Source organism: Nonomuraea sp. NPDC023979 (genome assembly GCF_040639085.1).
GTDB classification, from domain to species: domain Bacteria; phylum Actinomycetota; class Actinomycetes; order Streptosporangiales; family Streptosporangiaceae; genus Nonomuraea; species Nonomuraea ceibae.
The window spans coordinates 538,789-555,462 of sequence record NZ_JBEZZG010000001.1 but is presented as its reverse complement, the minus strand read 5'-3'; the positions used below and the strand labels follow the sequence as shown (position 1 = coordinate 555,462).

17 protein-coding genes are annotated in these 16,674 nt (G+C 73.9%); 13 read left to right on the top strand and 4 right to left on the bottom strand.

Going from position 1 to position 16,674, the window contains the following annotated elements:
- Positions 1-123 precede the first annotated feature (123 nt).
- Together AB0G11_RS02685 and AB0G11_RS02680 are read left to right on the top strand one after the other, a co-directional pair.
- A complete protein-coding gene (locus AB0G11_RS02685) occupies positions 124-1,734 on the top strand; it encodes an FAD-dependent oxidoreductase (RefSeq protein WP_357583504.1) in 1,611 nt (536 codons plus the stop codon).
- Positions 1,735-1,763: 29 nt separating this feature from the next.
- Positions 1,764-2,237: an OsmC family protein gene (locus AB0G11_RS02680; RefSeq protein ID WP_357583502.1), complete on the top strand. Its 474-nt coding sequence runs from the start codon at positions 1,764-1,766 to the stop codon at positions 2,235-2,237.
- A gap of 35 nt (positions 2,238-2,272) precedes the next feature.
- On the opposite strand, the gene AB0G11_RS02675 is transcribed toward AB0G11_RS02680, so the two are convergent.
- Positions 2,273-2,812 carry a dihydrofolate reductase family protein gene (locus tag AB0G11_RS02675; RefSeq protein WP_357583500.1) on the bottom strand — a complete coding sequence of 180 codons (540 nt, stop codon included), beginning with the start codon at positions 2,810-2,812 and terminating at the stop codon, positions 2,273-2,275.
- A gap of 119 nt (positions 2,813-2,931) precedes the next feature.
- Here AB0G11_RS02675 and AB0G11_RS02670 point away from each other — a divergent pair, with 119 nt between their 5' ends.
- From AB0G11_RS02670 to AB0G11_RS02645, 6 genes are read left to right on the top strand one after another with little or no spacing between them, the layout of a single operon-like run.
- Positions 2,932-3,582 carry a TetR/AcrR family transcriptional regulator gene (locus AB0G11_RS02670; protein ID WP_219510358.1) on the top strand — a complete coding sequence of 217 codons (651 nt, stop codon included), beginning with the start codon at positions 2,932-2,934 and terminating at the stop codon, positions 3,580-3,582.
- A gap of 33 nt (positions 3,583-3,615) precedes the next feature.
- Positions 3,616-4,233 carry a TetR family transcriptional regulator gene (locus tag AB0G11_RS02665; RefSeq protein ID WP_357583498.1) on the top strand — a complete coding sequence of 206 codons (618 nt, stop codon included), beginning with the start codon at positions 3,616-3,618 and terminating at the stop codon, positions 4,231-4,233.
- Positions 4,234-4,237: 4 nt separating this feature from the next.
- Complete coding sequence (locus tag AB0G11_RS02660) at positions 4,238-4,720, top strand: nitroreductase family deazaflavin-dependent oxidoreductase (protein WP_219510355.1); 483 nt, start codon at positions 4,238-4,240, stop codon at positions 4,718-4,720.
- Positions 4,717-5,265: a DUF6461 domain-containing protein gene (locus tag AB0G11_RS02655; RefSeq protein ID WP_357583496.1), complete on the top strand. Its 549-nt coding sequence runs from the start codon at positions 4,717-4,719 to the stop codon at positions 5,263-5,265. The genes AB0G11_RS02660 and AB0G11_RS02655 overlap by 4 nt, the downstream gene beginning before the upstream one ends.
- Before the next feature lie 3 nt (positions 5,266-5,268).
- Positions 5,269-6,243: a pyridoxal-phosphate dependent enzyme gene (locus AB0G11_RS02650; RefSeq protein WP_357583494.1), complete on the top strand. Its 975-nt coding sequence runs from the start codon at positions 5,269-5,271 to the stop codon at positions 6,241-6,243.
- A 25-nt stretch (positions 6,244-6,268) separates the two neighbouring features.
- Positions 6,269-6,958, top strand: a complete 690-nt coding sequence (locus tag AB0G11_RS02645) for a class I SAM-dependent methyltransferase (protein ID WP_357583492.1) — start codon at positions 6,269-6,271, stop codon at positions 6,956-6,958.
- Between the two features lie 10 nt (positions 6,959-6,968).
- On the opposite strand, the gene AB0G11_RS02640 is transcribed toward AB0G11_RS02645, so the two are convergent.
- Complete coding sequence (locus AB0G11_RS02640) at positions 6,969-7,409, bottom strand: nuclear transport factor 2 family protein (RefSeq protein WP_219510351.1); 441 nt, start codon at positions 7,407-7,409, stop codon at positions 6,969-6,971.
- A 56-nt stretch (positions 7,410-7,465) separates the two neighbouring features.
- Positions 7,466-8,347 (bottom strand): LysR substrate-binding domain-containing protein, encoded by an 882-nt coding sequence (locus AB0G11_RS02635; protein ID WP_357583490.1) that lies wholly within the window; start codon positions 8,345-8,347, stop codon positions 7,466-7,468.
- Between the two features lie 107 nt (positions 8,348-8,454).
- Between AB0G11_RS02635 and AB0G11_RS02630 the strand changes: the two genes are divergently transcribed.
- The 4 genes from AB0G11_RS02630 to AB0G11_RS02615 all read left to right on the top strand — a co-directional run bounded on the left by AB0G11_RS02630 (position 8,455) and on the right by AB0G11_RS02615 (position 14,750).
- Positions 8,455-8,838 (top strand): hypothetical protein, encoded by a 384-nt coding sequence (locus AB0G11_RS02630; RefSeq protein WP_219510350.1) that lies wholly within the window; start codon positions 8,455-8,457, stop codon positions 8,836-8,838.
- Complete coding sequence (locus AB0G11_RS02625; protein WP_219510349.1) at positions 8,831-10,402, top strand: multicopper oxidase domain-containing protein; 1,572 nt, start codon at positions 8,831-8,833, stop codon at positions 10,400-10,402. Before AB0G11_RS02630 ends, AB0G11_RS02625 begins: the two co-directional genes overlap by 8 nt.
- A 107-nt stretch (positions 10,403-10,509) precedes the next feature.
- On the top strand, positions 10,510-11,745 hold the full coding sequence (locus tag AB0G11_RS02620; RefSeq protein WP_357583488.1) for an FG-GAP-like repeat-containing protein: 1,236 nt from the start codon (positions 10,510-10,512) through the stop codon (positions 11,743-11,745).
- Between the two features lie 179 nt (positions 11,746-11,924).
- A complete protein-coding gene (locus AB0G11_RS02615) occupies positions 11,925-14,750 on the top strand; it encodes a hypothetical protein (RefSeq protein WP_357583486.1) in 2,826 nt (941 codons plus the stop codon).
- A gap of 167 nt (positions 14,751-14,917) precedes the next feature.
- Here AB0G11_RS02615 and AB0G11_RS02610 read toward each other — a convergent pair whose 3' ends face one another.
- Positions 14,918-15,388, bottom strand: coding sequence for a DoxX family protein (locus AB0G11_RS02610; protein ID WP_219510345.1), 471 nt, complete (start codon positions 15,386-15,388; stop codon positions 14,918-14,920).
- Positions 15,389-15,674: 286 nt separating this feature from the next.
- On the opposite strand from AB0G11_RS02610, the gene AB0G11_RS02605 reads away from it, so the two are divergent.
- Positions 15,675-16,667, top strand: coding sequence for an aldo/keto reductase (locus tag AB0G11_RS02605; RefSeq protein WP_357583484.1), 993 nt, complete (start codon positions 15,675-15,677; stop codon positions 16,665-16,667).
- Positions 16,668-16,674: the final 7 nt, after the last annotated feature.

Sequence of the window (16,674 nt, the reverse complement as noted above, 5' to 3'; positions counted from 1 at the left end):
CACGCGCCAACACGACTTCACCGTACGCCTTGGCCGTACCTCTTGAAGTCCGGCCGCAGACAGGGCACGCTATGACCAATAGACGGTCGTAGCGACCGAATATCGGTCACGCCGGAGGTGGCGATGGTTCTGCCGGACAGCTCAAGTTCTTCTCCCCGTGTGGTGATCGTGGGAGCGGGGCCCGTGGGCCTGGCCACCGCGCTCCTCCTCGCCCGGCAGAACGTGCGCTCGGTGGTGCTGGAGCGGCGTGACCAGCCGAGCTGCCGCCAGTCGAGAGCCGTCACCGTGCAGCGTGACATCCTCGCGCTGTATGACCGGCTCGGCCTCGCCGACGAGATCGTCAACGACGGCGTGAGCTGGTCACTGGGCCGCACCTACTACGGCGACCAGGAGATTCTCCAGCTCAGGTTCCCGCCGAAGGGCGAGGAGATCTACCCGCCTTTCGTCAATTTCCCGCAGTTCCGCATCGAGGAGCTGCTCCACGAGGCGGCGCTGGCGACCGGCCTGGCCGACATCCGGCTCGGCCGCACCGTCGACGCCTTCGAGCAGGACGATTCCGGCGTACGGGTCACCGCCACCGGCCCCGACGGCGAGGAGACCCACACCGGCGCCTACCTGGTCGCCGCCGACGGCATCGGCAGCCGGATCCGCCGCCACCTGGGCATCACCTTCGACGGCTGGCAGACCCAGGGCCGCTTCCTCGTCGCCGACTTCGAGGCCGAGCTGCCGTTCGAGCGGGAGCGGCGGCTCTGGTTCAACCCGCCCTTCCACCCCGAGGGCATCGTGCTCATGCACGGCGTGACCCGGCGGCTGTGGCGGCTCGACTGGCAGATTCCGCTGGACGCCGACGCCGACGTCCTCACCGACCCCGAGCGCGTCCGCGCCCGCATCGCCACCGCGATCGGCGACCACCCGGTGCGCGTGGTCCGCAGCAACACCTACACCTTCCAGCAGTGCCGGGCCTCGGCCTTCCGCAGCGGCCGGGTGTTCCTGGTGGGCGACGCCGCGCACGTCGTGTCGCCGTTCGGCGCCCGCGGCATGAACAGCGGCATGGAGGACGCCGAGAACCTGGCCTGGAAGCTCGGCTTCGTGCTCAACGGCCAGGCCGGGCCCGCGCTCCTGGACAGCTACGAGGCCGAGCGGGCCGCCGCCGCCGACCACAACCTGGCGGTCACCGGGGCGTCCATGAAGTTCATGACCCCCGACGACGAGGCCGGCCGCCGGGCCCGCGACGCCGCGCTGGCCGCCGCCGCCGACGCCCCCGACCAGGCGAACCGGGTCGACAGCGGCAAGCTGTACGAGCCGTTCCCCTACACCGGCTCCGTCCTGACCGCGCCGACCGCGCTGCCCTCCCCCCGGGTGCGGCCGGGCGAGCCGCTGCCCGACCTGCGCTGCGCCCAGGGCGGCCGGACGACCACACTGCGCGCCGCCGTCGCGGGCGCGCTCACCCTGCTGGCCGTGCCCGGCCGGGGCGGCCTGACCTCCGGGCTGCGGACCGCGCTCGACGCCGTCCCCGCCCCCGCGTGGGTGCGCCGCGCCGTCCTGGCCCCCACCCCCGCCGGTTCCGGGGTGCTCACCGTGCTGTCCGACGAGATGTGGGACGTGTACGCCGGCGAGCAGGACGTCGTGTACGTGGTGCGCCCCGACTGCTACGTGGCCGCCGTCGTCCCCCTGGACGGCGGCCGCGTCGACTTCGGCGCGCTGACCGCCGCGGCGTCCAACACCACCCGCTGACCGCCCCGCCACGACAAGGAGCAGTGAACATGATCGACAGCAGCACCGTCGCCGAGATCGCCCGGGTGAGCGTCGAGGCCGCGCCCGGCCGCACGAAGCTGGTCACCGTGCCGCTGGACGGGCAGGTGCCGATGGGCATGCACGGCGGGGTGGCCGAGCACTACAACGTGCCGCTCGACACCATCGAGCCGCACGCCACCACCCTGGACTACCTGGTGGGCGCGACCGCCGGATGCCTGACCGGCACCCTGTCCGGCCTGCTCGGGCGGCTCGGCCAGCCGACGACCGACGGCGCGCTGACGTCGGAGGCCGAGGGGATCATCGTCAAGGACGGCGGGGTGCTGCGCATCGCCTCCGTGCACGTGCGCTACCTGGTGCGCCTGGCCGAGGGCGTGGACCCGGACGAGGTGGCCCGGGCGCACGACCGGCACACCCGCCACTGCCCCATCGCGCGGACCATCGGCGACAGCGTGGAGATCACCACCACGCTGGAGACCGTCTGATGATCCGGTCGGGCTGGCCAGGCTGGTCGGGCTGGTCAGACGGTGGGCGCGTAGGCCAGGTGCAGCACGCCGCTGGCGAAGGTCTGCGAGCCGGTCAGGCGGAGCGGCGCCTGCGCGCCGTCGCCGAAGAGCCGCTTGCCCGAGCCGACGACGATCGGGTGGAGCAGCAGGTGCAGCTCGTCCAGCAGCCCCTCGCGCACGAGTGAGCTGACGAGCGTGCCGCTGCCGGACATGCTGATCTTCCCGCCCGGCTGCTCCTTGAGCCGGGCGATCTCCTTGACGAGGTCGCCGGTGACGAGCGTGGAGTTCTGCCACTCGGTGACGGAGGTCAGCGTGTTGGACACCACGTACTTCGGGGTGTCGTTCATGTATCCGGCCAGGTCGTCGGTCGAGGTGGGCCAGTAGGAGGCGAACTCCTCGTAGGTGCGGCGGCCCAGGAGCATCGCCTCGGTGCCGTCCATCATGGCCTGGACGGCATTGCCCATCTCGTCGTCGAAGTAGGGGAAGTGCCACTGGTCGGGCGCCTCGACCACGCCGTCAAGCGAGATGAAGAGGCCACTCACGATCTTGCGCATCCGCGTTCTCCCTCTGCTGTAGCAGTACCGTACGGTACAGTTCTGCGTGATCGGAACCGTACGGTACTGTACGCTTGGTGTCAACAGGCCTGTTCACCGCACGCGTAGGAGGAACCGAAGTGACGCAAGTCGAAGCCCCGCACGCGACGGCCAAGGAACGGCCCGGCGCCCAGGTCAGGCGGCGCATCATGGACGCGGCCATGGAGGTCTTCCTGCGCGACGGGTACGTGGGCGCCAAGACCGACGAGATCGCGGCCGCCGCCGGGGCCTCGAAGCAGACGATCTACAAGCACTTCGGCCGCAAGGAGCAGCTCTTCGAGGAGATCGTGCTCGACCGGCTCGTCGGCATCGACCAGATCTTCAAGGCCGCGATGACCGAGCTGGCCACCGCCGACGACGTGGAGACCACGCTGCGGGCCGTCGCGCACGAGTTCGTGCGCGCTCTCACCCAGCCGTCGCAACTACGCGTGCGCCGCCTGGTCATCGCCGAGGCCGGCCGCTTCCCCAAGCTCGGCCGGGCCTACTTCGAGGCGGGGCCCGAGCGCGTGCACGCCTCGCTGGCGTCGTGCTTCGAGGAGCTCGCGCGCCGGGGCCTGCTGCGGATCGACGACTCGCTGATCGCGGCCAACCACTTCACCTGGCTCACCACCTCGATCCCGGTCAACAGGGTCATGTTCTGCGGTGACGACGTCGCATTCACGGAGGCGGAGCTCGACCACTACGCCGACTCCGCCGTGCGGGTCTTCCTGGCGGCCTACCGGCCCGGCTGAGCCCCGTCCGGGCGGGCGTGCTAGTTTGGCCGCATGACCAACTTGGCCGAGCGACCAAATTCGCCGCGCGGCGACCGGCGGCGCGAGCAACTGGTGGAGGCCGGGCTCGCGCTCCTGGGCGAGCACGGGTGGCCCGGCGTCACCGCGCGGGCCGTGGCCGAGCGCGCCGGCACCAACCCCGGCCTGATCCACTACCACTTCGGCGGCCTGCCCGGCCTGCACGCGGCGATCTTCCGGCGCGGCACCGACCTCCTCGTCAACCCGCTCGTCGACGAGCTGCTCGCCGCCGAGGACGAGCGGACCGCGCTGGCCGCCATCCGCGCCCTGCTGCCGCGCACCGGCGGCGCCGAGCCCGCGCCCCGGCTGGCCGCCGAGCTGATCATCGGCGCGACCCGCGACCCCGCGCTCGGCGCCATGCTGCGCGACGAGCTCCGCCAGGCCCGGCAGCGGATCGCCGACCGGCTGCGCGCCCTCCACCCCGGCCGGCCCGCCGCCCGGGCGATCGGGATCGCCACGCTGGCCGTCGCCGCGATCGACGGGCTGATGCTGCACCAGATGATCGACGGCGAGCTGCCCACGGACGAGGCGCTGGCCGTGGCGGAGAGCCTGCTCCCCGGCGAGGACCCGGCCACGACACCCGGAAGGGGCTGACACAGTGGAGATCGTCAAGAGGCCCGCGCCGCCGACCGGGCTGAGCCGCAGGCTGTGGCGGCTGCCCATCCTCCTCTACCGCCTGGGCCTGGGCGCGCTGCTGGGCCGCCGCGTCATGCTGCTCAACCACACCGGCCGGGTCTCCGGGCTGCGCCGCCAGGCCGTCATCGAGGTCGTCGCGCACGACGGGCGCGGCTACCTGGCCGCCTCCGGGTTCGGTGTCAAGGCCGACTGGTATCGCAACGTCATGGCCGCCCCGGAGGTGACCGTCCAGGTCGGCGGGCGCGTCCTCCAGGTGACGGCCACCCCTGTCCCCGCCGAGGAGGGGCCTGACATCATGGCCCGATACGCGTCCCGGCACCCCGCCGCCGCCCGCCGCCTGTGCAAGCTCATGGGCTACGCCGTCGACGGGAGCCAGGAGGATTACCGCGAGGTGGGCATGCACATTCCGTTCGTCCGGTTCGAGCCGAGGCAGGACCGGCGATGACCGGCTCGGCCCACGCCTGGCTGTGCGCCGGGTTCACCGGCGACCCCGGCGGGCCCTGGCTGCACGCCGGGTTCGCCCGCGACCTGACGCCCGAGGAGGCCATGCGGCGCATCGGCGTCACCCCCGGCCCCCTCGGCCAGGACGGGCACGGCGTCTCCGCCTACGCAGCCGACGGCGGGACCGTCCTGCTCGAACGCTTCGGCGACGGAGCCGTCCACGACGGGATCGCCCGCCTGTCGGCCGGCACGGTCGCGGCCGTCGTCCGGGTCACGCACAGCGGCGCGGACTTCGGCTACTACGCCGACGGGGAGCTGATCACCGCGTTCGGCCTGTTCTCCTACCGGCTCCGGCGGGGCTCCGACCCCGACCGGCTCGCGGACGACCTGCGGGCGCTCGGCGTCGACGTCGACGGTGAGCGGCCCGAGTTCCCCGGCCATCCCGTCGCCGGCGCGCTCGCCCTCGCCGAACGCGCCACGGGCGTCCACCTGTCCAGCGCCCACCGCGCCGCCCCCGTCCTGACCGGCGTCGGCCGCCCGGAGCGCTGACCGATGCCGCCCGCCGAGCCCGGCACGCGCCTCGACCTCGGCCGGATCCGCGCGGCCCGCGCGGTGATCGACCCGCGCTTCCTGGACACGCCGCTGTACGAGTGCGACGCGCTGGGGCAGCGGCTCGGCTGCACGGTGAGCGTCAAGCTGGAGACGGCGAACCCGGTCCGCAGCTTCAAGGCCCGGGGGACCGAGCTGGTCACGAGCCTGCTGGCCGATCAGGGCAGGCCGGAGGTGGTGTGCGCGAGCGCGGGCAACCTCGGCCAGGCGCTCGCCTGGTCGGGCCGCCGCCGCGGCCTGGGCGTGACCGTCGTGGCCGCACGCCGGGCGCCCGCCGTCAAGCTCGACCGGATCCGCGCGCTCGGCGCCGAGCTGGAGCTGGTGGCGGGCGACTTCGACCAGGCCCGCGAACGGGCCGCCGAGCTCGCCCGGCAGCGGGGCGTCCGGCTGGTCGAGGACAGCCTCGACCTCGAGACGTGCGAGGGCGCGGCGACCATCGGGCTGGAGCTGGCGGCCGGGACGCCCGCGTTCGACACGGTCCTGATCGCCCTGGGCGGCGGGGCGATGGCCACCGGCGTGGGACACGTCATGAAGACGCTGCTGCCGGAGGTCGAGGTGATCTGCGTGCAGCCGCACGGCGCGCCCGCGATGACCCGCTCGTGGCACGCGCGCGAGGTCGTCACCACCGACACCACCGACACCATCGCCGACGGCGTCGCCGGCCGCCGCCCGATCCCCGCCGTCCTGGCCGACCTGCTGGCGGTCGCCGACGACGCCGTCCTGGTCGAGGAGGCGTCGATCGTCACGGGTCTGCGGCTGCTGCTGGAGCACGCCGGGCTCGTCGCCGAACCGTCGGCGGCCCTCGGCGTGGCCGCCGTGCTGGAGGACCCTGACCGGTTCGCCGGGCGCCACGTCGTCACCGTCGTCTGCGGCGGCAACGTCGACCTCGGCCCCTACCGGCGCTGGGTCGGCCTGTAGCGGGCGCTCGCGCGATGATGGCCCGATGCGCACCGCTTACCATGACGCGCTCGGCGACCACTTCGCCGGGCATGCCGAGACGAGCCCGTACAACGCCTACACCGACAGGCCCGCGATGCTCGCGCTGGCCGGCGACGTGTCGGGGGCGCGCGTCCTGGACGTCGGCTGCGGGGCGGGCCACTACGCGGCCGAGCTGGTGGCGCGCGGCGCCCAGGTGGTCGGCGTCGACGGCAGCGCCACCCTGCTGGGCCACGCGCGGGCCCGCGTCGGCGGCCGGGCCGAGCTGCTGCTGCACGACCTGGAGGAGCCGCTGGGCTTCGCCGCCGACGCGTCGTTCGACGGGGCGCTCTGCGCGCTCGTGTACGAGCACGTCCGCGACCGGGCGCGGCTGCTGGGCGAGCTGCGCCGCGTGCTGCGGCCGGGCGGCTGGCTGCTGGTGTCGACCACCCACCCCACGGCCGACTGGCAGCACTTCGGCGGCTCGTACTTCAGCCACGACTGGCGGGACCTGCCTCTCGGCGACAGCGGGCTGTCGATCCACTACCAGCGCCTGCCGCTGGAGACGTTCCTGGGCGAGCTGCTGGCGGCGGGGTTCGTGCTGGAGCACCTGGCCGAGCCCCGGCCCACCGCCGAGCTGCGGGAGGTCGACGAGGCCGCCTACGACCGGCTGCACCGGGCGCCGTCGTTCCTCACGGTCCGGCTCAGGCGCCCCTGACCCGCTCGGGTCAGGGCTGGAGGTCGACGACGCCCCGGCCGCTGGCCAGGTCGAACGGCACGGACACCTGGTCGTGCGCGATCAGCCAGCGGCCGTCGGCCTTGCGGAAGCAGAACGTGCCCCGCACCCACATGCCGCTCGTCGCCGTGCCGTTCTTCAGCGTGCCGCTCAACCGGCCGAAGCAGTGCCCGAACGCCACCTCGTCGCCCACGGTGAGCGCGAGGTCGCGGACCTCGTAGTCGACGGTCTCGAAGACCGCGAACACGTTCGTCCAGTTCTTCATCTTCGCCTCGACCCCGACGTGCTGCAGGGGCGGCTCTATGTCGAAGGACACGACGTCCGCCGCGTAGAGGCTCCGCAGACCGTCGAGGTCCTTGGCCCGGAGCCCTTCGACGATCTTCCCGACGTGCTGCCGGATCGCGGCCTCGTCGCTCTCGCGCTGTGTGGGCATGATGATGCGTCCTCTCCTGTGGTGTCATCGGTACGACGACGCAGCCCCCTCGAACGTCAGGCCGGGTCCCAGTCCCAGCCGGTGATCGTGGAGCGCATCAGGCGGGCGGCGGCCGGCAGGCGGCTGCCGGTGGCCCAGTAGAGGGTGACCGTGCGCCGGCAGTCGGGGCTGTCGACGGGAATCCAGCACCCGGCGAACCCGGCGGAGACGCGCCTGGCGAAGCCGGGGACGAGGCCGATGCCGAGCCCGGCGCTGATCAGCCCGGCGATGGCGCTGGGCTCGTCCACCTCGCAGACGATCTTCGGGGTGAGGCCGCGCGCGGCGAACAGCCGCTCCAGCAGGCGGCGCTGCCAGTGGCCCGCGCGGGCGCTGACGAGAGGCTGCCCGGCGAGCTCGTCGACGCTCACGCGGGCGCGGCCGGCGAGCGGGTGGCCGGGCGGCGTGGCCACCCCCACCACGTCGTCGAGCAGCTGGACCGCCGTCAGGCCCTCGGCGGCGATGGGCTGGGAGGCCACGCACAGGTCGACCTCCTGTGCGCGCAGGGCGCGGGCCATGTCGTCGGCGGGCATCCAGCGGAGCTCGACCTCGACGTCGGGATGGGCGCGCTTGTAGGCGGCCAGCGGCCCGGTGAGCGTGAGGAACGTCTCCGACGCCAGCCGCACGCCGCCGACGCCCTCGCTGACGGCGTCGGCGACGGCCCGGGCGCCCGCGTCGAGCTCGCCCAGGGCGCGTTCGACGTGGCCGAGGAAGAGCCGGCCCACGTCGTTGAGCCGGAGACGGCCGCTGCGCTCGAACAGCGGCGTGCCCAGCTCGTTCTCCAGCCGGGCGATCGTGCGGCTGAGCGACGGCTGGGCGACGCGCAGCTCCTCGGCGGCGCGGCTGAGGTGCTCCAGCCGGGCCACGGCCACGAACTGGCGCAGCGCGTTCAGATCCATCATGCCTCCCGGTGCATGACAGCATAGCAATATTGATCTTCGACAAGATAACCGTCGAGTCATAGTGTCGGACGCGTCGACGAACGGACGACGTGACAGGAGGATCCGTCATGACGACGCCGACGGCATGGGCCCTGCGGGCCGTCGTCAGCGCGCACCTGGTGGCGATCGCCGCCCAGCCGGTCTTCGCCGGGGTCTATCTGACCGGTGACTACGGGAGCCTGCGCTGGCACGCGGTGGGCGCCGACGTGACCACCTCCATCGGCTACGTGCAGCTGGTGGTGGCCGTCGTGGCGTGGGTGCGGATGCGCCAGGTCTGGCCGTTCCTGGCCACGCTGGCGGTGGTCGCGGCCGAGACCGTGCAGTACTTCGCCGGGATGGAGAGCGCGCTGTGGCTGCACGTCCCGCTCGGGGTGACGACCGTCGCGGGGGTCGTCGTGCAGTTCATCGCCACCTGGCGGCCTCTCGGACGGCGGGAGGTCCGTGATGCCTGAGCAGTACGGGGTGACCAGGCGGCGGCTGTTCGGCATCGGCGGGACGCTCGGGCTGGTGGCCGCCGCCGGGCTGTCGACCTCGGCCGCGCTGGCCCGCCGCCCGGCCGTCACCGGCGCCGAGCTGCGCAGCGCCGTGCCGCTGCCGCCGCCGTTCCGGGTGCCGCTGCCGCTGCCCGCCGTGCTCAAGCCGGTCAGCACCGCCGGCGGCGTCGACCGCTACGCGATCACCCAGCGCGAGGTGACCGCGGAGATCCTGCCCGGCGTCAGGACGCCGCTGTGGACGTACGAGGGCGTCTTCCCCGGGCCCACGATCGAGTCGCGGCGCGGCAGGCCGGTCACCGTCACGCACCGCAACGACCTGCCCGTGCCCACCGTCGTGCACCTGCACGGCGGCCGGACCCCGGCGGACTCCGACGGCTACCCGACCGACCTCGTCCTGCCCCGCGAATGGGACCACGGCGGGCACGCCATGCACGACCCGCGCGCGGTGGTGTCGGAGCTGACCAGGGAATACACGTTCCCTCTCGACCAGCGGCCCACCCTGCTCTGGTACCACGACCACCGGATGGACTTCACCGCCCCGGCGATCTGGCGCGGCCTGGCCGGGCTGCACATCGTGCGCGACGACGCCGAGGACGCGCTCGGCCTGCCCGCCGGGCCGCGCGAGCTGCCGCTCATGATCGCGGACCGGGCTTTCACCGCCGACGGCGGCCTCGACTACCCGTCGCTCGACCCCACGCTGCGCGGACGGCCGGGCGTGCGCGAGGAGTACCTGGCCGGCGTGCTCGGCGACGTGATCCTGGTCAACGGCGCGCCCTGGCCCGTGCACGAGGCCGACGCCGCCCGCTACAGGCTGCGCCTGCTGAACGCCTCCAACGCCCGCCACTACGAGCTCGAAGCGGTCACCGGCGACGGGCGCCGCCTCGACCTCGTCCAGATCGGCGCCGACCAGGGGCTTCTCGCGGCGCCGGTCACCCACCGGGTCCTGCCGATGGCCCCCGCCGAACGCCACGACGTGGTCGTCGACTTCTCCGGCGTCCCCGTCGGCGGCCTGGTCCGGCTGGTGAACCGGCTCGGCTCGGGCCGGACGCGCGACGTGATGGCCTTCCGCGTAGCGCGCAGGGCCGCCGACGACAGCCGCATCCCCCGTACGCTCTCCACCGATCTGCCCCGATGGCGGCGGTCGGACGCGGTCCGGGTGCGCGACCTCTCGTTCCGTGCCGGGCGGATGCACGGCCGTCACGGCTGGCTGATCGGCGGGCTGCCGTTCGACCCCGCCCGCACGGACGTCACCGCCCGCCTCGGCGACGTCGAGATCTGGCGGCTCGTGGCGGACGTCCACCACCCCGTCCACCTGCACCTGGTCGGCTTCCAGGTGCTCTCGCGCCGGGGCCGGCCGCCGCTCCCCCACGACGCCGGGCTCAAGGACACCGTCGCCCTGCGGCCGGGCGAAGGGGTGGAGATCATCACCCGCTTCGACGGCTACCGGGGGCGCTACCTGTTCCACTGCCACAACGCCGAGCACGAGGACATGGCCATGATGGCCAACCTGGAGATCGTCTAGCCCTCGTACTCGACGACCGGGCGCAAGCCATCCCACCTCCCGCGCCAGTGTCACACGGGCCCTGCGCCGAGTGGCCGTGGGTGGGATGGATCCGCAATCATCGGGATATGTCACGGCGGCTCGTGCTCGCGTTCACGGCACTCCTCATCACGCTCACCGCGTGCGATCCCGGCGCGGGCGCGGCCCCGGCCGGCCCCACCGGCGCCGCCTCCCCCGCGGACCGTTGCGCCAAGGCGAGCGCGCGGGACTTCGACGGCGACGGACACGACGACGTCGCCGTGGGCAACCGCATGCTCACCGGCGGGCAGGTGTCGATCCTCAGCGCGGGCAAGCTCGTCCACCTGCGCATCCCCGACCTGGCCGCCGACGCCATCGGGTCCTCGGTGGCCCTCGCCCGCGTCAACGCCGACGGGTGCGCCGACGTCGTCGTCGGAGCCCCGTACACGAAGGTCGACGGCGGGCACAGCGCGGGCGCCGTCTACGTCCTGTACGGCGGGAACGCCGCGCCGTACAGGAAGATCGTCTCGCCGAACCCGCAGCCGGGCGCTCGGTTCGGCGCCGCCGTGGCCGCCCACGGCGGGACCATCGCCATCGGGGCGCCGGAGGAGAACGACAGCGGCGTCCAGCAGGCGGGCGCCGTCTACGTGACCGACGGCGACACCACGCCGCCCCGGCGCATCACCCAGGAGACCGAAGGCGTCCCCGGCAACAGCGAGCCGCACGACGGCTTCGGCGCCACCGTGGCCGTCGGCCCACTCCCCGACGGCCGCACCGGGCTGCTCGTCGGCTCCCCACGCGAACGCGACGACGGCAGCGGCAGGCAGCTCGCCAACGGCATCGGCCCCTACGACGGCGCCGTGACCATGATCGCGGACGTGCGGGCCGAGCGGCTCGAAGCCGTCAAGCACGACGGCGGCAGCGAGTGCGAGCTCGGCGACGCCGTCGCCTACGTGCCCGGCGGCACGTTCGCCGCCACGGAGGGGCAGTGCGGCAACGTGCTCGTCCTCGACCACGCCCGGATCCTCGACACCGTCGAGTGTGGAGCCTGCGGGTCCTCCAGCACCGGCTCCGCGCTCGCCGCCGCACCCGACGGGCGGGTGGCCGTGGCCTGGGGTGACTCGGCCCAGGTGCTGTCGATGCGGGAGGGCGTGCCCGGCACCGTCGTCCCCACGCTGCCCGGCGGCAACCTGCCGGTGGCCTTCTACGGGACCAAGCTGGTGTTCGGGATGCCCCAGGAGGCGCCGCCCCTGGGCGTGACCGTCTTCGACCCGGCGACCGGGCGCAGCGAACAGGTCATGAGCGCGATCCGCGACGTGGAAGGCGTCGGCGAAGCCCTCGGCTGACCCCCCGGGCGTTCCCCCGGGTGTCGGCTGCCGGTGCGCCCTCCCGGACGCCAGTGGGCCCTCCCGGATGTCGGTGGGGCGCTGGGGCCTTCCCCCGGCCTCCTGATGTCGGCCCCTGGTTGTCGGTGGGGGTCGGTAGCGTTCGGGCGTTGCTTGCCGTGGCCGGGTGGAGGTGGGGCGTGGGTCCGTGGGAGGAGATCCGGCGACGGATCGAGAACGGGGACGGCGGGGACGGGCTGGTGGCGTTCCTGTTGGGACTCGGGGCGGCCGACCGTAAGGCGGTGGCCGCGGAGCTGCCCGGCTACCTGGCCGGGCGGGTGCGCGACGAGTCACCCTGGGGGGTCGCCGGCGCCGCTCCCGCCCTGCGCATGGCGGGGGCGGCCTGCCTGGGCGGGGCCGCCCAGGTCGCCGCCTGGCTCGACCGGCGCGAGCTGCGTCCGGTGCCGTCGCCCAAGGCCGACGCCGAGCGGATCTCGCGGCTGGTCCGCGACCGGCCGGAGCCGTGGCGGCGCGACCTGGCCCGACGGCTGGCCGCCGGGCTCCGTCCGGGCGGTCGCGGGCTCGCGGGGCGGGTGGACGGCGAGCCCGGCTGGGACCTGGCCGCCACGCTGGTGATCGAGACGGGGATCGAGCCGCCCGACAACGACGCGTTCGTGGCGGGCTGGGTGTGGCACCTGCACCACAGGCTGTGGACAGGCGCGGGCGCCGACCTGGTGCGCGACCATCCGCTGCTGGAGTTCATGGTGCCCCGGCTGTTCCAGGCCGAGGGCGTCGCCCGGCCGCTGGCGCACGACCGGGCGTGGAACTCGGCGTACCAGCACCCCACGGTGATCGGGGCGCTGGCCGGGCTGGCGGGCGAAGGGCGGCTGGACCGGAAGGCGCTGATCGGCGGGTGCGCGTCGAAGTTCCTCAACGGTGGCGACGCCCGGGAGGTCGAGCCGTTCGTGTCCCTGTGGGAGGAGCTGCGGCCGGAGGTGGCGGAGCTTCCCGTGGTGGACCTGGTGCGGGTGCTGCCGTTCGCCGCCTCGCCGCTGGTGCGGCTGGCCGCCGCCGAGCTGCGCCGCGCCGACGAGGCGGGCGGGCTGGGCGACGAGCTGTTCGCCGAGGCGGTCGGCGCGCTGGCGTTCCGGCAGGAGCGGAAGTACGTCACGACGGCGCTCCAGTGGATCGCGCAGTCCGCCCCCACCCGCCCAGCCACCCCACGCCCGAAGGCCCCGTCCGACCGCGTCGGGGGCCAGCCCGGCGAGGGGGCGTCCGGCCTGGTCGGGGGCCGGCCCGGTGAGGGGGCGTCCGGTCACGGCGATGAGGCGGGCGGCCAGGGAGCGTCCAACCGCGTTGATGGGGCGGTTGTGGCGTTGGGGCTGGTTTTCGGGGTGGAGGTGCCGTCGTTGCGGGATCGGGCGGTGCGGTTGGCGGTCAAGCTGGCGCCGCAGGCGAGCCGGGCGGCCCGTGAGGCGGTGCGGGAGGCGGCGGCGGTCCTGCCGCCGGAGGCCCTGGCCCGGATCGCCGCCGCCTACGGGGAGGTCGTGCCGGCGCCGCCCGAGACCCCGGTCACCACGCCGTTGACCGCGCCCGCGCTGCCGGGCATGCCGGGGCCGATCGGCTCGGCGGCGGAGCTGGCCGCCGCGCTGTCCTCCATGAGCTGGCCGCACGACCCCATCCGCTACGAGCTGATGCTCGCCGCGCTGGTCGAGCACGTCCACCGTGACCGCGAGGGCACTGCCGAGGCGCTGCGGCCGTGGCGGAACGAGCGGTGGGGCAGCTTCGAGCACGGCTACCCGTTATGGGCTGACCCGAGCACCTGCTATCACCCTTACTCGCTGCTGTCCCTGTGCGCGCTCGCGGTGGTGTCGCCGTCGGACAGCGCCGTGCTCTCCCGCCAGATCAGCGACTATCTGGCGAGGAATCCTCCCTATGAGACCGTGCTCGACTGGTTCATCAGGGACCGCTACCGGGAGGTCGTGGCCCTGTTCGAGGCGGGTGGGAGCGTCCCGTTGCTGCTGGCCACCCCGACCGCGCGCACGGGGCGCCTCGACGCCGCAACGCTCGTCGACCGGCTCGAACTCCTGGGTGACCGCGAGCCGCTGCCTCTCGACTTCTGCCAGGCGCTGCTCCGCCTGCCCCGGGCCGTCGACCCGGTGGCGCTCGGCCGGGCGGAGAGGCTGACGTCGGCGGCGGGGCGGAGGCTGGCGGCGTGGCTGCGGGCGGGCGGGGCGGCCGATCCGGTCATCGCGTACGGCCCGGCGAGCGTGATGCGGAACCTCGGCGGCTACCAGAACTACGCCCCCGTCACCGAGCTGCACGCCCGTATGACGTCGGCGCCGGGCCTGCCGGAGCGGATCCGCGAGCTGTTCACGCTGGAGCCCAGGGAATACTTCGCCGGCCATTCGGACCGGATGGCGTGGTGGCCCTCGGTGCTGCCGTCCCATCGGGAAGCGCTGGCCGCGCACGTGCTGGAGTGTTTCGCCGTGGACCTGCGCCACCGTGACGCCCAGGTGGACGTGCTGCCCGCGCTGGCGTACGGGGACGGTCCGGTGGGGCGGGCCACGGCCGCCGCGATCGTGCTGGGCATGGGGCACAAGCAGCCTGCCGTACGGGTGCACGCGATCGACGCGGCGAAGATCCTCGCCCTGCGTGGGGAATTGTCAGCCGGGGATCTCGGCTGGGCGCTGGCCACCCTTGTGGCGCTGGACTCCGTGACGCTCAAGCGGGTCGCGCCCGCGCTGGAGGAGCTCGCGCTGTCGGGTGCGCACGGCGAGACGTGGACGATGCTGGCGTCCGCGCTGCCCGCCCTGCTGCCGGGGGCCGGTGAGCCTGCCCGTCCAGGGCTTGCCGACCTGCTCGCGGTCGCGGTCAAGGCCGCCGCCCTGGCCGGGGCACGCACCGGCCCACAGGCCGGAGCGCGGGTCGGCATTCCCGGGCTGGCCGAGCTGGCGGCCCGCAAGGGCGCCGCCCGCCCGGTGGCCGAGGCCCGCGCCCTCCTCCAGGCGATCGCCCCGGCATGACCCGCTGGGGCGGCCGCTCCAGCCCGCGCGCCGCCCCGGCCCGGCCGACCCGGCACGGGCGCACCGGCTCGGCCCGACCGACCCCGCCCGACCTGGTGTGAGGCGTGGGCCCGGGGGGCATGGAGATGCCTCCCGGGGCAGGGCCGGGAGGCGGGGGGCTGGTCTGGTCATGCACGGGCGGGGACCAGGCGGGCGCCGAGTGCGCGGGCGCCGATCACCATGGCGGCCGCCGCGAGCACGATGTCCTTGAAGATGTACTGCGCCTCGAGCGTGGGGGCCCCGGGGAACAGGTTCGTGAAGAACAGCGCGTACGGGGCGAAGAAGCCGGCCAGCGCGCCGGCCATCACCACGAGCCCGGTCTTCAGGAACTTGCCGGTGACCAGCGTGAGCCCGATGAAGACCTCCATGGCGGCGATGACGAACTGCGCCGCGTAGCCAGACAGCATGCCGAACGACAGCTTCTCCAGCGTGGCCACGGACAAGGCCTCCGCCGGGCTGACCCCTGGGAAGAACTTGAGCGTGCCGAAGGCCACGAACACCAGGCCGAGGCTGACCCGCAGGATGTCGATGCTGTGCCGGGACAGCCAGCCGGCCAGCCCGGTGATCATGGTCTGGGTGGGGGTGACGGTGGTGTTCATCTCGCGCTCCCTGTCGGTGTCGTTCCGCGTTGGATCCAGAGTCGCGAAATCCAGGTCCGGCGACGTCGGCCCACGGGAGGCAGTCGTCCTACACCGTCGCACGTACGCGGGGACCGGCGCGTACCGCCGTGGGCCTCGGGGATCGCCCCTAGGGACGGACGAGCGCCACGTCAGAGCGCACGGGCCCGTACGACGGCGGGCGTAACGGGTGGTGGTTGACCTCGAGCCGGCTCTAGCGGCGATACTCCGGCTCTGCCCTCCGATGAACGTCCGGGAGAGGATTCTCATGAAGTACCGCGTGATCGGCAGTGATCCGGGGACCCGTCGCCGGGTCAGCGTGCTGAGTCTGGGCACGATGCTGTTCGGCACGGCGGTGGACGAGGCGACCTCGTACGCCGTTCTGGACCGGTTCGTCGAGGCCGGCGGCAACTTCCTCGACACCGCCAACAACTACGCGTACTGGGTCAACGGCACGCAGGGCGGTGAGAGCGAGGCGCTGCTCGGCCGGTGGCGGCGCAGCCGGGGGGTGACGGACGAGGTCGTCGTCGCGACGAAGCTCGGCGGCCGGCCCAACGCGCCGGCGACGAGTCTCAGCCATGATCTGGAGGGTCTGTCGGCCCGGGTGATCCGGGAGTCCTCGGAGCGCAGCCGGGAGCGGCTGGGCATGGAGAGGCTGGATCTGCTGTACGCGCACGCGTACCTGGAGAGCTGGCGGGTGCCGCTGGAGGAGACGGTGGAGGCGTTCGCGGCGCTGGTGACGGAGGGCGCCGTGGGGCTGCTCGGGGCGAGCAACCACTGGTCGTGGCGGCTGGAGCGGGCCCGGGGGCTGGCGGCGTCGGCGGGGCTGCCCGGTTATGAGGTGCTGCAGTATCAGCACTCCTATCTGCGCCCGCGTCTGGACGTGCCGACGCCGCGTTCGGTGGACGGCAATCTCGGCGCGGTGGGCGGTGACCTGCTCAGCTATCTGCGAGCCGAGCCGGCGCTCACGCTGGTGGCGTACTCGCCGCTGCTGGGCGGCGCGTACGTGCGTGACGACAAGCCGCTGGGCGACGCGTACGACCATCCGGGCACGCCGCGGCGGATGGCGGCGCTGCGGGAGGTGGCGCGTGAGACGGGGGCGAGCGTCAACCAGGTGGTGCTCGCCTGGCTCATGGGCGGCGACGTGCCGGTGATCCCGCTGGTCGGGGCCTCTTCGGTCGAGCAGTTGGAGGAGAGTCTTGGCGCGGTGGACCTGGAGCTGACGGCCGGGCAGCGGGCGGTCCTCGACGCCGCCCGCTGAGCCGGAC

Excerpts from the sequence above, each read along its gene's own strand:
- AB0G11_RS02685 (WP_357583504.1), top strand. The coding sequence starts at position 124 with ATGGTTCTGCCGGACAGCTCAAGTTCTTCTCCCCGTGTGGTGATCGTG.
- AB0G11_RS02680 (WP_357583502.1), top strand. The coding sequence starts at position 1,764 with ATGATCGACAGCAGCACCGTCGCCGAGATCGCCCGGGTGAGCGTCGAG.
- AB0G11_RS02675 (WP_357583500.1), bottom strand. The coding sequence starts at position 2,812 with ATGCGCAAGATCGTGAGTGGCCTCTTCATCTCGCTTGACGGCGTGGTC.
- AB0G11_RS02665 (WP_357583498.1), top strand. The coding sequence starts at position 3,616 with ATGACCAACTTGGCCGAGCGACCAAATTCGCCGCGCGGCGACCGGCGG.
- AB0G11_RS02655 (WP_357583496.1), top strand. The coding sequence starts at position 4,717 with ATGACCGGCTCGGCCCACGCCTGGCTGTGCGCCGGGTTCACCGGCGAC.
- AB0G11_RS02650 (WP_357583494.1), top strand. The coding sequence starts at position 5,269 with ATGCCGCCCGCCGAGCCCGGCACGCGCCTCGACCTCGGCCGGATCCGC.
- AB0G11_RS02645 (WP_357583492.1), top strand. The coding sequence starts at position 6,269 with ATGCGCACCGCTTACCATGACGCGCTCGGCGACCACTTCGCCGGGCAT.
- AB0G11_RS02640 (WP_219510351.1), bottom strand. The coding sequence starts at position 7,409 with ATGCCCACACAGCGCGAGAGCGACGAGGCCGCGATCCGGCAGCACGTC.
- AB0G11_RS02635 (WP_357583490.1), bottom strand. The coding sequence starts at position 8,347 with ATGATGGATCTGAACGCGCTGCGCCAGTTCGTGGCCGTGGCCCGGCTG.
- AB0G11_RS02630 (WP_219510350.1), top strand. The coding sequence starts at position 8,455 with ATGACGACGCCGACGGCATGGGCCCTGCGGGCCGTCGTCAGCGCGCAC.
- AB0G11_RS02625 (WP_219510349.1), top strand. The coding sequence starts at position 8,831 with ATGCCTGAGCAGTACGGGGTGACCAGGCGGCGGCTGTTCGGCATCGGC.
- AB0G11_RS02620 (WP_357583488.1), top strand. The coding sequence starts at position 10,510 with ATGTCACGGCGGCTCGTGCTCGCGTTCACGGCACTCCTCATCACGCTC.
- AB0G11_RS02610 (WP_219510345.1), bottom strand. The coding sequence starts at position 15,388 with ATGAACACCACCGTCACCCCCACCCAGACCATGATCACCGGGCTGGCC.
- AB0G11_RS02605 (WP_357583484.1), top strand. The coding sequence starts at position 15,675 with ATGAAGTACCGCGTGATCGGCAGTGATCCGGGGACCCGTCGCCGGGTC.